Origin of the sequence: Sphingomonas melonis DAPP-PG 224 (assembly GCF_000379045.1) — a bacterium.
Lineage (GTDB): Bacteria > Pseudomonadota > Alphaproteobacteria > Sphingomonadales > Sphingomonadaceae > Sphingomonas > Sphingomonas aquatilis.
Window position 1 is genome coordinate 3,206,191 of sequence record NZ_KB900605.1, and the last position, 19,585, is coordinate 3,225,775.

27 protein-coding genes are annotated in these 19,585 nt (G+C 61.3%); 7 read left to right on the plus strand and 20 right to left on the minus strand.

Features of this window, described 5'->3' with window-relative positions:
• The first annotated feature begins 12 nt into the window (after positions 1 to 12).
• From SPHME3_RS20820 to SPHME3_RS21145, 5 genes are all read left to right on the plus strand, one after another.
• Positions 13 to 183 carry a helix-turn-helix transcriptional regulator gene (locus tag SPHME3_RS20820; RefSeq protein ID WP_172436173.1) on the plus strand — a complete coding sequence of 57 codons (171 nt, stop codon included), beginning with the start codon at positions 13 to 15 and terminating at the stop codon, positions 181 to 183.
• Between the two features lie 28 nt (positions 184 to 211).
• Complete coding sequence (locus SPHME3_RS0115505) at positions 212 to 445, plus strand: hypothetical protein (protein WP_018251042.1); 234 nt, start codon at positions 212 to 214, stop codon at positions 443 to 445.
• Positions 442 to 759 carry a hypothetical protein gene (locus SPHME3_RS0115510; protein WP_018251043.1) on the plus strand — a complete coding sequence of 106 codons (318 nt, stop codon included), beginning with the start codon at positions 442 to 444 and terminating at the stop codon, positions 757 to 759. The genes SPHME3_RS0115505 and SPHME3_RS0115510 overlap by 4 nt, the downstream gene beginning before the upstream one ends.
• On the plus strand, positions 756 to 1,094 hold the full coding sequence (locus SPHME3_RS0115515) for a hypothetical protein (protein ID WP_018251044.1): 339 nt from the start codon (positions 756 to 758) through the stop codon (positions 1,092 to 1,094). The genes SPHME3_RS0115510 and SPHME3_RS0115515 overlap by 4 nt, the downstream gene beginning before the upstream one ends.
• Before the next feature lie 151 nt (positions 1,095 to 1,245).
• Positions 1,246 to 1,467: a hypothetical protein gene (locus SPHME3_RS21145; RefSeq protein WP_145957858.1), complete on the plus strand. Its 222-nt coding sequence runs from the start codon at positions 1,246 to 1,248 to the stop codon at positions 1,465 to 1,467.
• On the opposite strand, the gene SPHME3_RS20490 is transcribed toward SPHME3_RS21145, so the two are convergent.
• From SPHME3_RS20490 to SPHME3_RS20495, 12 genes are all read right to left on the minus strand, one after another.
• Positions 1,436 to 2,164 (minus strand): hypothetical protein, encoded by a 729-nt coding sequence (locus tag SPHME3_RS20490; protein WP_018251046.1) that lies wholly within the window; start codon positions 2,162 to 2,164, stop codon positions 1,436 to 1,438. The genes SPHME3_RS21145 and SPHME3_RS20490 overlap by 32 nt on opposite strands.
• A 160-nt stretch (positions 2,165 to 2,324) precedes the next feature.
• Complete coding sequence (locus SPHME3_RS0115530) at positions 2,325 to 2,753, minus strand: lysozyme (protein ID WP_018251047.1); 429 nt, start codon at positions 2,751 to 2,753, stop codon at positions 2,325 to 2,327.
• Between the two features lie 31 nt (positions 2,754 to 2,784).
• Entirely contained in the window at positions 2,785 to 3,117 is a 333-nt protein-coding gene (locus SPHME3_RS0115535) for a hypothetical protein (protein ID WP_018251048.1), read from the minus strand.
• On the minus strand, positions 3,118 to 3,282 hold the full coding sequence (locus tag SPHME3_RS21150; protein WP_156021393.1) for a hypothetical protein: 165 nt from the start codon (positions 3,280 to 3,282) through the stop codon (positions 3,118 to 3,120). It abuts the gene before it with no gap.
• Positions 3,272 to 3,586 (minus strand): hypothetical protein, encoded by a 315-nt coding sequence (locus SPHME3_RS0115545; protein WP_018251050.1) that lies wholly within the window; start codon positions 3,584 to 3,586, stop codon positions 3,272 to 3,274. The genes SPHME3_RS21150 and SPHME3_RS0115545 overlap by 11 nt, the downstream gene beginning before the upstream one ends.
• A gap of 8 nt (positions 3,587 to 3,594) precedes the next feature.
• Positions 3,595 to 4,017, minus strand: coding sequence for a phage tail assembly chaperone (locus SPHME3_RS0115550; protein ID WP_018251051.1), 423 nt, complete (start codon positions 4,015 to 4,017; stop codon positions 3,595 to 3,597).
• Positions 4,014 to 4,262 carry a hypothetical protein gene (locus tag SPHME3_RS0115555; RefSeq protein ID WP_018251052.1) on the minus strand — a complete coding sequence of 83 codons (249 nt, stop codon included), beginning with the start codon at positions 4,260 to 4,262 and terminating at the stop codon, positions 4,014 to 4,016. The genes SPHME3_RS0115550 and SPHME3_RS0115555 overlap by 4 nt, the downstream gene beginning before the upstream one ends.
• Before the next feature lie 73 nt (positions 4,263 to 4,335).
• Positions 4,336 to 10,002, minus strand: a complete 5,667-nt coding sequence (locus SPHME3_RS20220; RefSeq protein WP_018251053.1) for an interleukin-like EMT inducer domain-containing protein — start codon at positions 10,000 to 10,002, stop codon at positions 4,336 to 4,338.
• Positions 10,003 to 10,023: 21 nt separating this feature from the next.
• A complete protein-coding gene (locus tag SPHME3_RS0115565; protein ID WP_231376770.1) occupies positions 10,024 to 11,649 on the minus strand; it encodes a phage tail protein in 1,626 nt (541 codons plus the stop codon).
• Positions 11,650 to 11,657: 8 nt separating this feature from the next.
• Positions 11,658 to 12,092: a DUF6950 family protein gene (locus SPHME3_RS0115570; protein ID WP_018251055.1), complete on the minus strand. Its 435-nt coding sequence runs from the start codon at positions 12,090 to 12,092 to the stop codon at positions 11,658 to 11,660.
• A 16-nt stretch (positions 12,093 to 12,108) separates the two neighbouring features.
• Positions 12,109 to 12,804, minus strand: a complete 696-nt coding sequence (locus tag SPHME3_RS0115575; protein ID WP_018251056.1) for a hypothetical protein — start codon at positions 12,802 to 12,804, stop codon at positions 12,109 to 12,111.
• Positions 12,804 to 13,250, minus strand: coding sequence for a hypothetical protein (locus SPHME3_RS20495; protein WP_018251057.1), 447 nt, complete (start codon positions 13,248 to 13,250; stop codon positions 12,804 to 12,806). The genes SPHME3_RS0115575 and SPHME3_RS20495 overlap by 1 nt, the downstream gene beginning before the upstream one ends.
• Positions 13,251 to 13,667: 417 nt before the next feature.
• Here SPHME3_RS20495 and SPHME3_RS0115585 point away from each other — a divergent pair, with 417 nt between their 5' ends.
• On the plus strand, positions 13,668 to 13,892 hold the full coding sequence (locus tag SPHME3_RS0115585) for a hypothetical protein (protein WP_196801630.1): 225 nt from the start codon (positions 13,668 to 13,670) through the stop codon (positions 13,890 to 13,892).
• Between the two features lie 75 nt (positions 13,893 to 13,967).
• Positions 13,968 to 14,399 carry a helix-turn-helix transcriptional regulator gene (locus tag SPHME3_RS20230; RefSeq protein WP_018251059.1) on the plus strand — a complete coding sequence of 144 codons (432 nt, stop codon included), beginning with the start codon at positions 13,968 to 13,970 and terminating at the stop codon, positions 14,397 to 14,399.
• Here the strand turns inward: SPHME3_RS20230 and SPHME3_RS0115595 are convergent.
• From SPHME3_RS0115595 to SPHME3_RS0115630, 8 genes are all read right to left on the minus strand, one after another.
• The gene (locus tag SPHME3_RS0115595) at positions 14,390 to 14,656 is read right to left on the minus strand and encodes a hypothetical protein (RefSeq protein ID WP_018251060.1); all 267 of its coding nucleotides are present in this window, start codon (positions 14,654 to 14,656) and stop codon (positions 14,390 to 14,392) included. The genes SPHME3_RS20230 and SPHME3_RS0115595 overlap by 10 nt on opposite strands.
• A gap of 100 nt (positions 14,657 to 14,756) precedes the next feature.
• Complete coding sequence (locus SPHME3_RS0115600; protein WP_145957856.1) at positions 14,757 to 17,150, minus strand: phage tail tape measure C-terminal domain-containing protein; 2,394 nt, start codon at positions 17,148 to 17,150, stop codon at positions 14,757 to 14,759.
• Between the two features lie 7 nt (positions 17,151 to 17,157).
• Entirely contained in the window at positions 17,158 to 17,430 is a 273-nt protein-coding gene (locus tag SPHME3_RS0115605; RefSeq protein ID WP_097351939.1) for a phage tail assembly protein T, read from the minus strand.
• A 29-nt stretch (positions 17,431 to 17,459) separates the two neighbouring features.
• Positions 17,460 to 17,936, minus strand: a complete 477-nt coding sequence (locus SPHME3_RS0115610) for a hypothetical protein (protein ID WP_018251063.1) — start codon at positions 17,934 to 17,936, stop codon at positions 17,460 to 17,462.
• 2 nt (positions 17,937 to 17,938) lie between these two features.
• Positions 17,939 to 18,361 carry a phage tail tube protein gene (locus tag SPHME3_RS0115615; RefSeq protein WP_018251064.1) on the minus strand — a complete coding sequence of 141 codons (423 nt, stop codon included), beginning with the start codon at positions 18,359 to 18,361 and terminating at the stop codon, positions 17,939 to 17,941.
• A gap of 78 nt (positions 18,362 to 18,439) precedes the next feature.
• Complete coding sequence (locus SPHME3_RS0115620; RefSeq protein ID WP_018251065.1) at positions 18,440 to 18,802, minus strand: DUF3168 domain-containing protein; 363 nt, start codon at positions 18,800 to 18,802, stop codon at positions 18,440 to 18,442.
• Positions 18,803 to 18,818: 16 nt separating this feature from the next.
• A complete protein-coding gene (locus SPHME3_RS0115625; protein WP_018251066.1) occupies positions 18,819 to 19,265 on the minus strand; it encodes an HK97-gp10 family putative phage morphogenesis protein in 447 nt (148 codons plus the stop codon).
• A complete protein-coding gene (locus SPHME3_RS0115630) occupies positions 19,265 to 19,579 on the minus strand; it encodes a phage head closure protein (RefSeq protein ID WP_018251067.1) in 315 nt (104 codons plus the stop codon). Before SPHME3_RS0115630 ends, SPHME3_RS0115625 begins: the two co-directional genes overlap by 1 nt.
• Between the last annotated feature and the right edge of the window lie 6 nt (positions 19,580 to 19,585).

Here is a 19,585-nt window from a genome sequence, read left to right on the forward strand (position 1 = left end):
AGGAGGAATGAAATGCCTGAAACTCTTATGACCAAACCTGAAGTAGCGGCGCTTCTTACCGTGTCGGTCTCCACGATCGACCGTATCCGCAAAGAAAAGGGCTTTCCGAAGCCCTTCAAGATCGGCGGCACGCTTCGCTGGAACCCCCACGAGATCGTCGCTTGGCTGCGCAAGCAGCGCTGAACTGTATTTGAAACAACAAAGGAGAACCATGACTTACGAGACCATTATCACCGCCGCCTGCATCCTCGCCGCCTTCACGGTGCTCATGTGGGCCTTCGGACCCACCTCCACGCCCGACGCCTTGCTCGAAGAGATGCGTGAGACGATCAGATATCACGACGAGCGAGCGACCAAGTGGCGTGCTCGCGCCCTTCGCGCCGAAGCTGCCCTCGCCAAGATCGAGGCTACCATCGCCGATTGCGAAGCGGAGGTGGCGGCATGAGCCTCACCCTCGCCCAAGCACAGCGCCGCCTCCGGCTCGTGGATCGCTCCGTGAAGAGCCGCCAAGGCAAGCTCCCGTCATCGTCGGCGCTCCCCTACCCGGTGGCGCTTGGCGTCCACATGGTGGGCATCGAAAAGCTCGAAGGCGACCGTTCCAAGGCCAATCTCGTCCATCCGCTGTTCCTCGTGGTTGAGCGCAACATCGAAGGGCCACACGAGATTTGGTTCGATCAGGACGGTAACGCCTCGATCAGTTTTGCCACCGATGAGGATGCGACGATCTTCAAGCTCGCCATGGACGTGGCGTCGTCATGATACCCGAAAGCACGAACTTCAACCTTGAGGGCATCGGCCTCACGCTGGACGATCTCGACTTCACCGACATGGACGATGATCTCTCACCGCTGCCGCTCTATCGGCCACGCTACCAGCCGAAGGGCTGGTGGACGCCGACACCATGCGAGGACTTCCACCTCGATCTGCCCGACTTCCGTGATGGTGCGGAGCGGACCCGCTACATGGTCACGCAGATGGCGCGCGCGGTAACCGCCGACGATGACGCGCCGGTTCACCCCTATGCGGGACGGCTGGTGAGCCTGAACGAGCTTCTGGACGCGATGGACGATCCGACGCTCCGTGACATGCCATGAAAAAAGAGGGCTTCCCGGAAATGGCGAACCGGGAAGCCCTCAAGGTATGAAACAACACTGGAGCAAAAGAGAGAACTACAGACGGGGCACTACTCCCATCCACACTTCTATTTATATCACTGCGCTGGACTCGCGGTCATTTAAATAATCGATGGACGTTTCACTTACCCGCCGACCAGCCACGCACGAGGTCTGCATCCTTCCTGCTGGTGCCAAACGCGGCATCTTCTTCCCCGTCGAAGTGCTGGAATGGCTCCAAGCCGAAGCGATCTCGTGGACCATCCGGGATGACAGCGACAAGATCACCTTCATCATCCCGGACGAGACCGACCGCACGTTGTTCAAGCTGCGATTTGCGCACCTTCGTGCCTGATCTTCTTCGGACGCCCACGCTTGCCGGGAGTGGGCTTCACGCCCTGATCGGCCAACTGGCGGGTGATGGAGGGCGTCTTGCCCATCATGAACAGGAGATCGTCCCGGATATCCCGCTCGCGGGTTTCCTTCTCGTGGCGTCGCAACACCTCGTTGTAGATGGTGGTGGTGTAGAAGCTGAAGGGGTTGTTCCCCTTGGCTTCATGGAAGCGGAGCGCGACCTTCACGAGGTGGGCGAGCGCATCACCGGCCATTTCATCACGGTAGCTGTAGCCGCGCCAGTTGGATTTCTGCGTGTAGCGCTCCGAGATCATCATGAGCGCGATGCCGAGATTGTTGGTGAGCCGCCCGTGATCGGCGGAGAAGTGGCCGGTGGCGAGATCACCCTTCCAATGGGATCGCCCGACTTCGACAAGCTCGCCGTCGCGGACGTGATATTGGCGGAATGGCGGGAAGTTGACCGGGGCCTTGCCGCGTGCGCCATGATCGCGGGAGCGGTTGGTGATGGTGGACGCTGGAACGTGGTCGAAGGTGTAAACCCGGACGATCTCGCCCTCTTGGAACGGATCACAACCTTCCTTGTGAGGTCCGTAGAGGCTGTTTGTGTATCGGGTTGGTGTGGCGAAGTCCGGGCTGGCAAACCAGCAATAGCTGTTCTTGGACTTGGCGATTTCGGCGATTAGGTTCTTGTTGCTCAAGTAATGTGTGGACATAATCCACAATAGTTTATCGGCGTGCGGCGCTCATTATTCTTGAAGCTAAATAAGGTGCTTGTGAGTAGGATCACGAGCTTGCCGACACGATCGGCTGTGGACAGGGATCGAGAGTAGAGCGTCCGCTCCTCTCGGTCCCATTTTCTTATCGGAGGTAGAGTGCCGCTTCGGCTGCGCGGCGGCGGGTCAATCCCGCCATCACCTTGCCTGCTGCTTTATTCCAGCGCGCGAACTCTTTCGCTGCCCCGGCATAGTCACCGGCCTTGTGCTTGCGCAGAAGGGTGGAGGATTTCAGGTTCGCGACGCCACAGTTGTAGGCGAAGCAGACCATCGCCCCCAACTGATTGTCAGTAGTGCGAGCCCCACCAAGCGCCTTGATGACGGCGGATTCGAACTCGTCATATTCCTCGTTGAGCCAAGCGTCTGCTTGCGCCTGCGTGCAAGTATCGCCCTTCTTAACGCCCTTGGTGCGTCCCCACGCAATAGTCCAAGGTGCTCCGCCAGTAGCGGGATCGGGATACGCTTGTAATTTGCAGCCCTCGAATTCTTTGACGATCGGTAGTCCATTACGCATGGACTATTTAGGATCATCGAAAAACGCTCGATTAGATGGCGTGGAAAGCCTTGAGGAAGCCGCCGATCGTCGCAACGACGGTGGCGAGACCGCCGCAAAGAATCCATCGCATAGTCCCCGCCATGGCGTCTACGCGAACGCGCGCGGTCTCAAGCTCGTTCACCTTGCTGATTAACCCGACATGCTGCGCGATATAGAGCGGTCGATCCGCAAGCATGGTCTCGATATCGCCAACGCGACGCTCAAGCGCATCCGCGCGCCGGTCATAGGCGTCGAAGCGCTTGTTCATCGTGTCGAAGCCATCCGAAACACGCTGATCGAGGCGGATTAGGAGGTCGCGCCAGTCCTGCGGAACATCCGCCACTTACTTGTTCACCAGCGCGTCAATGACGGGGATGAGGATCGCAGCACCCGGCACGCCAAGGCGGATGAGCCAAGTCAGTGCAGCGGATTTCACGGCGGGCACCTCCCACGCGATCTTGGCGTAGTGAGCTACGGTCTGAAGACCCTTCTTCACCTTACTCGTCATCGCCAGCCTCCTCCGGGTCGGGCGAGCCGATTGTCCCGATGTTCGCAGCCTGCGCGAGGCGCGGCATGATCTCGTGAAGGGCGTTCAGGTGAACGGAGAAGTTGCCGTTGTCCGAGTAGGTCGAACGCAGGGCGGCAAGATCGGCGTAGACGCGGCGGAACGAGGGGCTGTTCACGAGGCCGGTGACGGGCGCGAGAAGCGCGAGGCGAGCGGCTTCAGCCTGTGCCCGCTCCTGCTCCATCGCCGCTGCTGCGATGGCACGAGCTTCTTCAATCTGCGCCGGGGTGAGGTTGCTGATATCCATGTCGTTATTTAGTCGAACGCGGGTGTTGGGGCCTCCGGCCACGCCCACGCGGTTGGATCGGGGCAATCGACCGTCATCCGGTTCAGGACCGTGAGATAGGTCATGAACTCGGCACGCGATGCCTCGCTCAACGGGCTATCCGGGAAGATCGCCCATCGGTTCTGATCAAGCAGCCGGTTGCGCTCCGCCTTGAGGAAGATGCCGAGATCGCTTGCCCAATCGGTGGACGGGAGCTTCGCCGCCTCTGCTGCCGCTGCCACCTTGGCGCGTGTGGCGTCGGCGATGCAGCCACCACAAATCCAGCCGGATGGCTCGCCCTCAAGCCCCTCGTAACGCGCCCATGCAGGCGTGTTCTTGCCGCAACCGTCGCACGGCCAATCGACGCCCACCGTGCCCTCCGATAGCTGATCTTGATAGGACAGCCGGGTCATTGCGGCCTCACGGTCGCGATGATGTGCTCGCCGTTGGGGGTCGCTGATCGCGTCCCGCTACTCGCCTGTGTCACCCACGAGACGCTGTTGAACGCCGTGATCGAACCCACGTCATCGATGGTGACGCGGAAGGCATCGATGCCGCCCGGAGCCGAAATGCTCGCGGTGGTATACCACGAGAGGGTCTTGAGACCGCCCGTCCCGAAGGTGTTGTAGGCGTAGAACGGCGTGGTGCCGAGCTTCACCCAAGTGCCGTTGGAGCGAGCCCACAGTCCAAGTGTTCCGCTCCCCTCTGCGATATAAGTAGCCATCTTCTATTTAGGGCTTGTTGGGCAAGTTGTGGGTGAAGATCATGCGCCCCTTCTCGTCACCAGCCGCATAGGTGCCGCTCCACACGGAGAGACGCGCAACCGGCTGCTGGCCGATCTCTTCGAGGCCGATCACTTCCTCCCAGCGGAAGGCACCATGATCGAGCACAGCGACTTCCTCGCCCACGATTTCACGGACCCAAATCTCGCGCCCATCTTGGAGCGTGACCGGGGTGTCTTCGGACAAGGTGAGCTTGATGCCCGACACCGTAGTGATGCGCACGCAATGGCTTTCCGCCACATAGGAGCGTTCCACCCGCGCGGGCTCCCATGTCTCACGGTGCTCCGTAAGAACCATGATCTCGTCGCCCACCTGCGCGTCGCCAGCCTGAAGCATGTCGGTGAGCCACGCATCCACATGGACGCAGTTGATCCCGCCTCCATCGCTGTAGGCGTAAGCCTGAACGGTCCCGGACACGGAGAAGTTGTAGACGCCATTGGTGGCATCCGCTGTCCCCTTGCCCACTTCGAACGCCTGCGCGCCGTTAACCGAATAGCCGGGTCCAACCGACTGGTTCGATGAAGTCGGTGCAGACACGATCTCACAAACGGCGGTGAAGCCCGTGCTGGTGCTGTTTGCCGCATAGGCGCGGTAAACCTCGCCTGCGTTCAAGGCGATCGGTGCAGGCCCGAAGGTCACCGTAGGCACGCGACCAAGGTCATAGCCGTAGGAGACGTAAGTCCCGTTGGAGACGGAGAAGTCCTTCGGCGAAACCGCGATGCTCCACTGTCCATCGCCGATACGGATGCCCGAACGAGCGGTGATGAAGCCGTCGAACGTGGCGTTGCCTGCCGCGAGATACATGGCGCGACGGGCGGTGCCATCGGCGGTGTTGTAGAGCGCGATCGAGTTACCGCCGATCGCCACGTCACTGGTCGCCTGCCCCGCATCGTTCAGCGCTTGCGCGGTGATGAAGGCTTGAGCGCCGGGGACCGAAACCGACTTCGAGAAATAAGCCTGCGTCTTGCCGTTCACCGTCGCGGTGGTGCTCTCCACGCTGGACACGCGGGCGGTGATATTGGCGTCGGAGACCTTCTGCGCCTTGATCTCGGCATCGGTTGCGGGACGAACCACCGCCTTGTGCCAGATGGTGCGAAGGAAGCCCTGCCCCGTAGCGAAGCCTTCCCAACCCGCCATGAGGTAGAACATGACATTGTTACCGACTGCTCCGTTGTAGAACATGGTCGAGAACGAGCGCGCGACGTTCAGACCACCAGAGACAACGCCACCATTCGTGTCGGCTTCCGAACCGAAGTGGAAGTTACGCAAATAGCCGTTATTGAAGTTGATATGGACGCCGCACCCAGTGTGATTGCCGTCCTCGAAATCGAGATCAGCTTCAAGGACATACCAACCTGCCGGAAGCGTGCCGAGATTTTGGCTCACACCGTTGTTGTTGCCGTTGCGGTCGATTTGGAGCGGAGCAACCGCGCCGTAGCGCGAACGGCGACCATTCGCGCCGATGTAGGCTCCGTTATCCTGCGACCACCCGCCCCACAGCGGCGGAATGCCCGTGCTGCTGGTGGTCCACCCCGGAGCGTTGAAAATCGAGTTGCGAAGCAAGTTGTTGCTGTCGTTGGAGACCTGTGCCTCCACGACGGTGGTGCGACCAGCCAAAGCGCTGTCGGCGTTGGCACGAGCAGTTTCCTCATTGCCGATCCGAGCAATCGCACCACCGGCACCGTTCACGTCGTTATTGACCTTCTGCGCGAGGATTTCGGCGTCAGTCGCGGGGCGGATCGCACAGCGATACCAAACCATCTGCTTCGCAGCCATCGTCCACGCATTCCAGTTGGTCATGGCGTGCCAGTTGCGAAGGCCACCGGACACGAAGACGAGCTTGGTGAAGCGACGACGCCCCAACGCAGTGGCGTGGACGTTCCCCGCTGTGTCAGCTTCTGCTGCGAAGTTGAGATTGTAGACGCCCTGAATGGTGAGGCCCGAACCCTCCCACGAGCCGGTTTCGAGGCGCACGTCCGCCTCCATGACATACCAGCCGGGGGACACGTCCGGGCCTGCGCCGTCCATCTGTGCGAAGCCGAGGTTCTGCCCTGCACGAGCGTTGATGCGAGCCGCCCAACCCGGCCATGTCTCGCTGGCAGGACGGGAAATCGCCTCCAGTCCATCGGCATTCCACCAATGCCAGTAGCTCGGAAGCTGCTGCCCATCCGGCCAAGCCGAGAAATTCGGGTTGGCGTTCAGGATGCCAGCCGCGAGACCGGCATTAGCTTCAAGGTAGTTGGCGCGGGTCGCCAATGCCCCGTCCGCGTTGGTGCGGGCGGTCGCTTCGTCGCGGATGCGAGCCGCGAGGGTGCTGTCCTGATCACCGTTCAGCTTTGCCTCCGTGGTAGAGACGCGACCAGACAGCGCGCTGTCCGCGTTCGAACGCGCCGTCGCCTCATCGCTGATCTTCGTGGAGGTGCTGGCGATCCCGGCTTGCGCGCCGCTCACGGCCCGACCGTTCACCAGCGTGAAGGGCACCTCAAGCCATGAACCCGGATCGGTGTTGTTAAGGCCAGCATAGTATTCCATGCCGCCGCCACGGGCGACGCCCGCGCGACCGATCAGAATGTAGGCGGAGTGGAGACGGAAATCGCCCGCTTCGAAGCGTTCGCCAGCACCACAGCGCTGCATCGCCTCCATAAGACCAGTGTTGCCACGGTTGTTCGCCGGTTCGTCGGCGGTGAAGACCACCACCGTTTTGCCGTTCGGGATATTGTTGAGATACGCGGCCATAGCGGCGGCATTGTTCGCCCCCGGTCCACCGGCATTATACTGTGCTTCACCGTTACCATACACGTCGAAGGCGACACACGCCTCCACGGTGTTTGCGCCCATAGCGAACACCGTCACGGTGTAGGATCGGCGATAGCCGCCCCACTGCGTGCCTGCCGGGTTGAACACGCCCACGTCGCCGAAGTTGGTGGGGCGCTGTGCGCCGTTACCAGCCGCCTTCACGGTCCAGATTTCCGGGATGCGCGAGAAGCCGGTCTCCAGCGTGGACGTGCGACCAGCCACTGCCGACACTGCGTCGGTGCGTGCTGTCGCTTCATCGCGGATGCGAGCCGCGAGAGTGCTGTCCTGATCGCCGTTCAGCTTGGCTTCCGTGGTGGATACGCGACCCGACAAGGCGCTGTCCGCGTTGGAGCGGGCGGTCGCCTCATCGCTGATCTTGGTGTTGGTCGCTGCGATGGTGACCTTCGCGGAACCCGGCGCGTATGGATTGAACTGGGTCTGCCCCTGCTTGGCATAGCCCACGTAGGGGCGCAGGAACCACGAGTAGCTGTCACCATTACCGGGCAGTGTATCTTGCTTGCGGATCGCAAGGCACGCGGATGCCGTGCCCTCGGGAACGCGGAAGCTGGGAGTGCCGATGCGATCGAAATCTCCGATGTTCCGGCCACCGGCATCACGGCGAGCACCGCCAAAATCGCCCGCGTATCCGTTCCAGTTGCCGTTCGCATCGAAGAAGAAGACGCTGCACCACGTATCGGAACGGTGGCTTGCGGCATAAACGTAGCACTGTAGCCACTCGCCAGCGGCGACAGCAAAGCGGGCGCTCTGTGCTTCTACATACTGACTGCCGCCAACCGGTGCCCACTGGAACAGCGAAATGGTGTTCTCGGCAGGCGGGTGCCAAGCGTCGCCAGCGGCGTTGATCGACATAGTAGAACTGCCACTGGGATTGTTGGTCATGGTCCAACCGTCCAGCGTCAGGAAGTCGGTGTTGGAGAGAAGATTGCCCGCACCGAACGAGGAGGTCTCCAGCGTGGAGGTGCGACCAGCCACAGCCGAGACAGCATCGGCGCGAGCCGATGCTTCGTCACGGATGCGAGCCGCGAGGGTGCTGTCCTGATCACCCCGCATTTGCGCTTCAGTGGTGGAGACGCGACCCGACAAGGCACTGTCGGCGTCCGAACGAGCCGTAGCCTCGTCCGAAAGGCGCGCATCGGTAGCCGCCACGGCATTGGTGTATTCGACCCGGAAAGAGCGGATGAAGCCGCCACCACCGGAAACGTGCAGGATTGGGCGAACAAACGCCGCGCTCTGCGGAACGGTGATCTCGGTGACGAAATCGTGCCACTGATTATCCACGCCAACGTCGCGCGCGTTCAGGAGCCCTGCCGGAGTCATGGACGAGACACCGCCGTTGCCGAGATAGCCACGATCCCGCCCGTGAAGGTCGAAGTAGACGTAGATATTGCGCCCGGTGCCGCCCCACATCGCCAAGCTGGCCGTGAGACGCAGCTTCTGCCCCGGTGAGACCGGGAGAAGCTGCGCGCCATTGTCGAGCTTCGGATAGATGTATTGATCGGCCTCGCCGTTCCAAACCATCAAGACGGTAGGGTTGCGATCCCAGCCGCTCGAAGCGGAGTGATCCTCGAAGTAGAACGCTCCGCTTCCGTCGCGCCCCCACTCGGTAAGCTCACCCGCAAAGTTGGTGGGAAGGATGCTCTCGCGGGTGCGACCGAAGCTCGCCTCGATATTGGTGGCACGGGTGGCCAGCGCCCCGTCCGCGTTGGTGCGGGCGGTAGCTTCGTCGCGGATGCGTGCAGCAAGAGTGCTGTCCTGATCGCCATTCAGCTTGGCTTCGGTGGTAGAGACGCGACCAGACAGGGCATCGTCGGCGTTCGCACGCGCAGTCGCCTCATCGCGGATATTCGCGGCGAGCTTGCTGTCCTGATCGCCGTTCAGCTTCGCCTCGACGGTGCTGGTGCGGTTCGCCACCGCGTCCACGGCGTTGGTGCGTGCGGTTGCCTCGTCACGGATGCGGGCGGCAAGCGTGCTGTCCTGATCGCCGCGAAGCTGTGCCTCCACGGTGCTCGCGCGGTTCGCGAGGGCGCTGTCTGCGTTGGTGCGGGCGTTGATCTCGTCCGAAATGTCGGTGGTCGCCTTGTCGGCGGTCTGCTTGACGCTGGCAACGGTGGTGCGGATCGCACCTTCCTCGTTCTTGGCGCGATCAACTTCCGCCGTGAGGTCGGTGCGGATGCCCTGCGCGGTCGCGGCTGCGTCAGTGCCCGCCTTCTTCGCGTCGGTGATGCCGGTCTGGAGATCCGTCTTGGCCTGCGTGATCTCGCCGCGAGCGGCGGTCACGTCGTTGCGCACCGACTGGATATCAGCGTCCAGACCGGCCTTCGCCGTGTTCAGGGCGCTGGCGATATCCTGCTCAACGTCGTGACGGATATCTTCATAATCGGTGGTGACGGGCACGTAGAGGGTGCCGTCCGGGTTCTTGACGTTGCCGCCGATCACCGCGCCGTTGGTCGCACCCGGCTCGATCCCGTCCAGCTTGGTGCCTTCGCCGGGGTTGATATCGTGGATCGTCGTCGGCGTGCCGGTGATGGTGTCATATTCGACCACCGCCGACGCCGTGATGATGTTGTCGCCAAGCCACGGGCCGAACACACCGTCCGTGTTACGGAAGCGGGCACGCACCTCCACCTTCGTCGCCGGAGCGTTCGCGGTGAAACGGAACTCGCCCACAGTCGGATCGAATGCAGCGGCCTGTTCGGTCCACTCTGCTTGTCCCGCGATGCGGGACTGAATCTGAATGCTGGCGACGCGCCCGGAAGTCTCCGGGGTCCAGCGCACGACGATTTCTGATACTTGGCTCATATGAGCAAGTATTTAGGCTGATCACACCCCCTTATATGTCGTGCTGCTCAAGGTCAGACCGGAGACTGTCGGAACCATACTCGGATCGTAACCGGGCGGACGAATGTTCGTCGGGAACGCCTTTGCCTCGTTCTTATCCCAAGCATAGACTTGCGGAGATTCCTCACGCAGTGTCATCTGGTAAATCATGTCGTGCGTTTCCGTCTGCTCTTGCACGCGGAACAGCTTGTTGTTCCAGCCCTGTGACGGAAGTGAGAGGGTCATGAGCGATCCAACCTGCACAAGATAAGCTCGTGGGCCGAACGTCGCGCTGAAGAAACCGGGAGTGATGCTCTCGCGTGCGACGAACTGCTTGGCGATGCGCTGGCAAGTCTCCGGGCGGTTCACAAAACCAAGATCGAGCGACAAAGTGCGCGGAATATTATCCGCCAGATTGTCGGTGACGATCTCACCCCAATCCTGAAGCTGGTAAAGCTCATCCGGGTTGGCGTAGCGACCACGGACGATGTTGTAGGTCTCGCGCGAAGGGCCTGCCGGAGTCCACGAGTATGGCGCGGGCGTTCCTGCGCCGCCGACAAGATCGTTCTCATCGAAGGCGATCTTGGGCGCGAAGGTGTCGTCATAGCCGCCAACGAGGCAGTATTGCCCCGCCGTGTCGGTGAGCTTGGTGCTCCCCATTGCCGCCGTGATGGCGTTGATGACGGTTTCGTGGGTATCACTGGTCGAGACAATGCCATCGGCGGTGTAGCGCTGGACCACGCCCCCCGTGGAGGTCTGAACCTGTTCTTCGCAGACGTTGGCGTAGGCGCGGAAGCTATCGAGATCGATGCTCTCGATCGGCACGCCCATACCCCACGCGAGGCGACCGTTGATGCGCCAGCCAAGCAGATAGGTGAGAAGCGCGAGTGCCGGGTTGCGCCCGATCTCCACGCCGCTGGCGGAGCGCCACGCCCATGTGTCTTGGTTCTCTGCACGGTGCGAGCCGGAGCCGCCGCGCGAGCCATCCTGCCGGGGATCGTAAAGCGGGCATCCCTCAACAATCGTGGTGATCTTCGAGGGCAGGCCCTGCGGCCACGCCTTGTTGTCCAGCTTGTAGTGGAGGGCGATGTAGGCGCACCCGGTGAAGGTGCTGGAGGCGTTCCAATACGCCCCGGAACCCACGGAGAAGCCGTTTCCCGGCTTGCCTTCCGTGACCGCCCGGAAGCTCGTGATGCCGTCCGTGTGGGCTGTCAGATAGCCCTGCCAAGTGAGTTTATCTTCGACGTAGAACTGCGTGATGGCGTTCACGCGGTGCGACGCGAGCGCGATCACCTGTGCGTAGGCGTCCTCCTTGCTGCCGAAGGTCTCAAAGAAGCGAATGTCCGCGCCTGCTGCGGTGCGCCCAAAGACAACCTTTCTCGGCGCGCTCGGCACCACGCTGGCGGACAGGCGATCCGCCATGGAGTTGGACAGGCTCGCCGACTTGCGGAACAGCGTCGAAAGGGCGGAAAGGCCGATCGAGATGCCGACGCCCACCACCATGGCGGTGGTGATCGCGAACGAGGCACCGAAGACGGAGCCACCAACGGCGGTGAGTGCGCCTGCGATCGGTGCGGCGAACGCCACAACGGCCACAGCAATCGCCACAAAGGCGACGATCTTGACCACCTTTGACATTACGCCACGCCCTCGAAAGGCACGCGGAAGGCGTAGCGGCACGCCGCCGTGGACATGGTGATCAGGCCCTCTTGGCCTTCCTCACGCCCCACGAAGTAGGAGAACCGACCCACGCAGATGCCGGTGGTGGTCGCGTCCAGCATCACCACGTCGCCGCGCTGCGCAAAATGCGGGCTGACTTCGGTGAACAGCGCCCGGAGGGTCTTGAGAAGCGTGCCCTCGCCGTGCTCGCGCAGCGCAAGGGCTGCACCACGGGCGGTGTCATACTTGCCACGATAGGCTTCAGCCGGGTCTCCCCCGGTCATGGCCTTCACGCAGTCTGCGGCGAACAGCGCGCAGTCGTTCTCGCCCCACTTGAAGGGCTGATCGGACTTACGATCGAGGATTAGGGAAAGACGTTCTTCCCAATCTTGGTGTCGGACAAAGGTGCTCACCCATTATTTAGGGTGATCACTCAATCAAGCGCTGGTTGTAGTAGTAGCCTTCGTAACCGCCGCCGTAATATCCGCCACCATAGTTTACTGGCGAGTAGGAACCGCTCGTGTTGGCTCGCGTCGGTGCCGGATCACCATTGGCGATTGACGTGGAATAGTCTTGGCTGGCGTCGTTGGGGTCATAGAAACGCTGGTTCAGATAGGTCTGATTGGTCGCGTTGCTGATACGCCCGCTATGGCTCTCGATCGTGAGGATGAAGCGGTGGCTCATGCCATCGGCTTGGATTTCGAGACGGTCCATCACGCCGGATCGGATGCGGCGGAACAGCCACACAGGCTTCGCCAGCGGGTTGCCGGTGTCAATCTTCACCGCGCGCCACAGGACGGCGGATCGGCTCTGATACTCGTTCGCGTAGACCTGTGCTGCTGCGATAGCCACGTCGGGTGCAGCGGGCACGTTCAGGGTGACGGTAAGCTCGCCCGATCCACTCATGGAGAAGGTGTTCTCGCCGATCTCGATCATCTCCGGGGCGAGCGCGTCGAAGGTCTGCCCATCAAGCAGACTGTCGCCGGTGTTCATCGGAGCTTGGATCGACCCGACGCCCGTCCACGCGAAGACGGTAGACGACTTGAACGCGAGGCGCGCGGCGATCGCCGTGGTGATGGTTGGAGCGCCAACCGCGCCCACAAGCTCGGAGGGGTTGTTCAGCATCAGACCGCCTCGCGGGCCGTGATGGTGCCAAACTCTGGGAGCCTATCCGGGGTGAGGGTGTAGCCCAAGCCATCGCTGGTGCCGAGACGGAACACACCCGTGGGCGTGGTGAAGTTCACCGCCGTGTCGGCGGGGAAGTCGCGACGAAGCTCCGGGGCAAAGACGATCGTGACTGCGCCATTGGCATCAGCGAAGGCGCTTGCCTCCAAGATGCGAAGAAGCTGATCACCGATCTGGAAATATTGACCGGCACGCAGGTTGGTCGCGACGTTCGCGGCCCATCCCTTCACGCTGATCGTGTCTTGGTAGGAGTAGCCGGGGGACGCCAGCGTGGTGCCGGTGATGTTGTAGGCATAGCGCTGCGTGGGCGCGAAGCGGAACGTGCCCTGCTGCCCTTTAAGGCTCAACAGCCATGCCGAGATCGCCTCCGCACGGACGAAGGTCATGGGAGGCCAAGTCCAGTCCAGCACCCACTGTGACGCGGTTTGCGTGACCTGCGTGGCGAACGTCCAAGGTGATTCGGCCAACGACTGGCGACGGTTCAAGATCAGGCGCTCGGTAGCCGGTGCCTGCGAAGGGAAAGCGAGAGGGTAGATCACCCTATATTTAGCAGGGCATCACCCAAGTTGAGCGTAGCGAGCGAAGTCCACGTCGATATAGGTGCGCTTTACTTCGACATAGCCAAGTTTTCCCCCGATAAGAGCATGTCCTAATTAATACTCTTACGACATGTCGTTATCGGGGGAAAACTCGCTCGCTCCGCTCACGCCCTAAATACTTTTATGTTCACAGAAGATCGCACGTTCCGGGTTCCTGCCGGAGCAATCGTCAAGACGGGCTACGCGCCCATTCACAAGATCAAGATGGCCTGCCGTGCTCGCATGGCAGTCGGTGACGTAGATCGCGCCTACCAGAAGCGCCTACAGCTTGGATCGGACCAGCCGTTCCCGCCGCCCAACGGCTATTGGGAAGGCGACACCTTCGTGGTGCGAGACGGTCGCCACCAGTATATCGCGAGCTTGATGCTTGGCCTCTCCCACCTGTTCGTGGCGTGGATCGAGGAACCGGCGACCGATGCCAACGTGTAACCCATTGTTACATTTTGCTCGACTCCGGTGTCACCATAGGTTACACTTTCCGCTCATCATGAGAAAGGACAACCTATGAAACCAGATGAATTGAAGGCCCTTCGCAAGGGGACCGGCCTGTCACAACAGGGCCTCGCGAACCACCTTGGCGTGAGCCGCAAGTTCGTGAATGAAATGGAGAACGGTGCGCCGATCGACTCCCGCACGGAGTTGGCGGTGCAGACCCTCGCCCGCAAGGTGAAGCTGATCTCCGACCTGTTTTGGGTGGATGAAAGCAACCGCAACACCTTCATCGTCATCCGTCGCACGGAGAAGGAACACGATCGCCCGAACGCCCTGTATTGGGGCCACTCGGAAACCATCCTCTACGGCGAGTTCAACAGCCGCAAGCACGCGGAACGGTGGGCGCGTGCGCTGCGCCAGTCAGACGATCCGCGCGGCACCCAAAAGCTGCTTCGTGCCCGTGCAGCCGAAGTGGCTGCACGCGAAGCCACCAATCAGGACTGATTGAACCAGCGCCGATCGTGTCCAACGATGCGATCGAACAGGCGCTCAAGGTTCTGGTCGAAGGTCACCATGGGCGTGAGCGCCGTGGTGGCGACCATCACACGTTTGCCCTGTTCGTTGGTGCCGAAATCTTCCCACGCCTTGCATGTGAGGTCGAAATAGGCGGCTTCGAGCCATTCACCGGCATCATCGCTCGGGAAGTCGCCAATAACCTTGAAGCCCAAGGTAGGGTGCCAGTAGCCGCCGACGACGTTCATGAGCCCATCCCGGTGCGGACAGGATGGAGGCTCAATTCAACTTCATCCTCAACCGAACTTTTCATGTTAAAGGGTGAAAGCATCCTGTCCGCTCTCCTATTTACAGTGACGGGCGCTTGATCTTCGCGAGCGTGGCGTCGGTGCCCTGCTTGCGGAACACCGGAGCCGCCTCCGCCATGGCTTGGAGCGCGAGCGCCTTCACCATCGCCGGATCGTTGCTCGTGATCGGGCCGAAGCTCACGTTGATCCCGCCGCCGTTGTCGTTGGCAACGCCAAGCTGGCGGGTGTTCACGACGTTGGCGGTGTTGCCCACGTCCACGATCTCCGGGCCACGCTCGCCCATGAGGTAGCGACCCGGACGGGTGAGACCACCATTGGCGCGCTTGCCGAACAGACCGCCGAAGATACCTCCGAGACCGCCGTCACCGCCGCCGAACAAGGCATTACCCAAGGGCTTTATGATCGCCTGCTGTAGAGCAATCTGGATCAAGCCATTGATCACGGTCGAGGTCATGGACTTGAAGGCGTCACCAAGCGAGCCGACACCCGTGATGGCGTTCGCCAGCCCGTCTTGGAGCGACTGGAGGCCATTCACCTCCACGTTCTCAAGGGCGTCGTTGATCTCCTCCGCCGTGCTCGGGATATCGTCCAGAAACTGCCCCAACGGGCTCTTGTTGCCCTTATCAACGGCGTCGGTCTGCTGCTTGGTGATGCGGTCGAGAAGATCGAGGCGAGCCTGTGCAATCTTCTTCTGCGCGTCGGTGCTGTCCTTGCTGGCGATGACCGCCTCAAGCTCAAGCCGTTCCTGCTCCGCCTGATTGCGGATGATGCGCTTCTGAATGTCGGCCTTCTCCGTGCGACCACGCGCGAGGGCGAGATCACCTTGGAGAAGATCAACGTCGTTCTGGAGACCAGCACGGCGGACTTCGAGCGCTTCCTTCGCAAGAGCTTCGTTCTCACGGTGGTTGATGAGGTCGGCTTCCTGATAGTTGATGGCCTCCAACTTGGCCTTCAACTCGTTCGCCTGCGCCTCCGTGTAGCGCTTCTTACCTTCCGCGATCTCTTTGTCGGAGCCGGTGTCGTCATCGATGCGGCGAAGCTCACGCTGCTTGCGGATTTCGAGCATTTCGCGCTCAAGCGCCGACTGATCGACTACTTCGGGCGAGAGATCGCGCTTGGCGGATAGGAAGTCGATCTCCGCATCCGACATGGCGTCCTGAAACTGGCGAAGGGCGCGCTGGCGATACTCCGCCGAATGATCCTCCGGGGTGGTCTTCTTCGACCCACCCGTGGGCTTGAGGCCGGGGAGCGTGCCACCACCAGTCCCGCCGCCCTTGGGGGCGTTACGGGCCGCGTTCGCGGCCTCCTGCCGTGCGGTCGCCTGCTTGAGAAGGTTGCCCTGTCGGACGAACTCGGCACCCGCCGCCTTCACGTCGGGCGGAATGTAGGTGCCCATGCCACCCATCCCGCTCATGTCCGGGAGGTATTGCCCACCCTTGCCCGCCTTGGCGTCCTTGTATGCAGCGCGAGCCTTGCGGAATTCAGCGAGGCGGACCTTCAAGTCCCCGCTGTTGTCCTTCATGGACTGCTCCATCTTGGAGCCCATGTAATAGCCACCGGCTGCACCGCCGATGCCGCCAGCCACAGCGCCCCACGGGCCTGCGACCATGAAGCCGCCAGCCGCGCCCGCGAGCCCGCCCATGATGGTCATGGCCGTCTTGGGGTTCTGTGCCCAAAACTGGATCAACTGCGTCACCACCTTGGCGATGGCGTCGGCGAGACCGGCGATGGCATCGGCGTTCTGAATGATCACGTTGGCGAACTGCGCCGTCACGATCATGGACATGGCGTCCAGCTTGTCGTTGACCTGTCCAGCGTTGGCGATGAGGCGATCGTCCAGCACGATGCCGAGATCATCGGCGGCACGCGCGAGATCGTTGATGCCGCTCGATCCCTGCGAAAGAAGCTGCGTCAACTCCTGCGCGGACTTGCCGAACAGCGACACCGAAGCCGCCGCCTGCTGCGCCTTGGTGGGTAGCTTGGCGATGCCGTCTGCCGCCTGCTTGATGGCGGTGTCCACGTCGGTCGAGGTGACGCCCAAGTCCTTCATCTGCTTGAGCATCGCCTGATTGCCCGACGCAGCGGAGCCGAGGTTCTTGGAGAACTTCTCCACGGCGGCATCCGCGCCCTCTACGGACGAGCCGGAAAGCTGCGCAGCATAGCGAAACTCTTGGATGAACTTGGTGGTCGCGCCCGTGCGATCGGCCAAATCCTGAATGGCGTCGGCGTAGTCGAAGGCGGACTGAATCTGCCCACGAATCCAGTCCACGGAGAACGCTGCTGCCAGCGTGCCGCCAATCGCCTTCGCGCCGGAGAGGAACTTGGAAATCTGCGCACCAGTGGCCTGCGTCTGTGCAGCCGCGCGCTTGAGACCAGCGATGAATTGAGCGCTGTCGAGCCCAAGACTGACAGAAAGATTACCTACAGAAGCCATACCATATTTAGTCGGTAGGCTGTCCCGCTATGCGGCCTTCGAAATAGGCGGCAATGCGATCAGCAAGTGTTTCGGTGTTGTGCGCCTTCTCAAGCCACTGGTCGCGCGCCTTCTCGTCTTCGTCACGACGGTCGAAGAAGTGCGGGACAGGCGTGTTTGCGGGCGTGTTTGCCGAGAATAGAAGCGAGACAAGCTGCTCGAAGCGGTTATCGTCTACGGGCGAGCCGAACGGCTCAAACCCGTAGTAGACCATCCACTCACGAAGCTCGGCTTCGGACAAGGGTCCGGGAACCCCTGTCTCAAGCTCGCTTACCGTTTTGCCGAGGTGCCCCGCGAGGCGGAAGATGAACCGCCGTTCTTGGTTCGCGCGGAAGTTTTTTTTAGCGTCTCAACGCTCTCCACCGCCTTCATCGGCGTGCGCAGCGTGACGATATGGGTGTAGATCGCCGCGACGGAGGTCATGGAGAGACCAAGAACACGGTCATAATCCTCAACAGGATCGAACATCGGCTCGTTGTTCTCGTCCACGATGGACACGAGGATTTGGAGAAGGGTGTCGTCATAGCGCTCCATCTTCGGGAGCCCCTTGCGTTCATCCTCCGGGAGGCGCTGATCGGCCTCATAATCTTCGATCTCGCGCTCACGGACCTGATAGATATCCATCAGGCGCATGTTGTCGCGCAGTGTTGGTGCCTTGATGCGGACAGTGCCGCCCCACTCCACAACGTCAACGTCGAGAGTGAGGGGCTTCTGTTCGAAAATCTGTGCTTTCGAAAGCAGGGCCATGATTAGGCGGCTTTCGACTTCACAACGGTGCCGGTGATTTCGATCGAGACCGAAGCAGTGACCTGCTTGTCCACGCCAACCGCCTTGTCGATCGCCAGCACGAAGCCGTCGAATGCAAACTGCGTGGCATCGGGAAGAACGATCTGGAAGCTGGTCTTTGCCGCACCATCACGCGCAGCCTCAAGCGCAACCTGACCGGCATCATCCGGGATATAGTTGAGCGAGACCTTGATCTGGCCTTCGTCGGCGAGACCAACGAGCTTTTCCTTACGGGTGCTCGAAAGGTCCGTAACATCGACCACGGTGGCAGTGCCGCCGCCAAGGCCGGAGAAATCAGTGAAGCCCTTCACGTTGGTGAAGGTCGAACCGACCTTGACCTTGAAGAGCGTGCCGGTCGAAATGATCGGGGAAGTAGTGGTAGCCATGTGTTATGCGTCTCCTGAAACAACTCGACGCTGTTCCAGCGCCTCCAGTTATTTATTCTCGGGAGACGGACGGCTTGTTCAGACGTTCGCGAAGATGAGGAAGGTCATCATGGTGCGGAATAGTGCGACTTCTGTGGTGTCATCGATGGTTTGTGTTGCGCCAGTCCATGCGACGGACTGCACGTCTTCGGAGACCCACTCCACGAGATCGTCGCGGATGGCCTTCGCCAGCGTGGAAGCCTTGGTGTAGCTCTCATCGTAAACGTCGATCTGGTAGATGAGGTAGGCGCGATCAGATGCGCCGCTGTCCACGCTCCGCACCGGATCGACGTGAAGAAGATTGTAGATCACGCACGGCTGCTCATAGTTCTTCGGAGCCTTGAGCGGATACATATTCGGGGCGAGCGTATTCAGTCGCTCAACAAGCTGTGCGTCGATCATCGATTATTTAGGCGGATTAGACGCCCCGCTTGATCAGCCCCTTGTTCAGCGCCTTGGCGATGGCGGCAATGATCTCGTCCTTGCTGCTCTCAAGAGCACGCAGCATGAACGGGTTCGGTTGATTGTGGATCGAGCCAAACTCCACCATGCTCGCGTGGTAACCCTGCGCGATATGGACCAAGTTTTCGACGCGCCCCCCGGGTGCCTTCGATTTCTTGATCTTCACGTTATTCTTGATCTTGTGGTGTGTTTCCTCGCGGGTCTTGCCGCCCTTGGTGTGGCGGGTGATCTTGGTCCCTTCGGCGACGTTGGAGACCGGAGCTTCCTTCTCCACCGCCTTCTTCAAGACGGCGGCACCGGCACGGTTCGCCGACTGCCCCGCCTTGGTGGCATCCTCGCGCGATAGCTGCTTCAGGCGCTGCTCAAGCTGCGCGAACCCGGAAGTGCGGAAGTTGAAGTTCATCACACTCCCGCGACGGTGATCACGAGAGAGGCACGGCGATCCGGCTCATCGATCGCGGTGATGGCGTAGGTCACGCCGTCCACGATCACGCGGTTCGCCATGGTGAGGCCCGTGCGCCAGCGAAGGCGGTAGCGACCCGTGGGGACGCTTTCCTTGCCTGCTACACGGGCAACGTCGGTGGTGCGAAGCTCAAGGCGCTCCGCATAGGTGTTGGCGGTCACCGCCCACGTCTCGGCAACCTGCCCCACGGGATCGCGGGTCTTGGTAGCGGTGAGGATTTGTAGCTTCCGATCGAGCTTGCCGCTTTCAATCATGGTGGA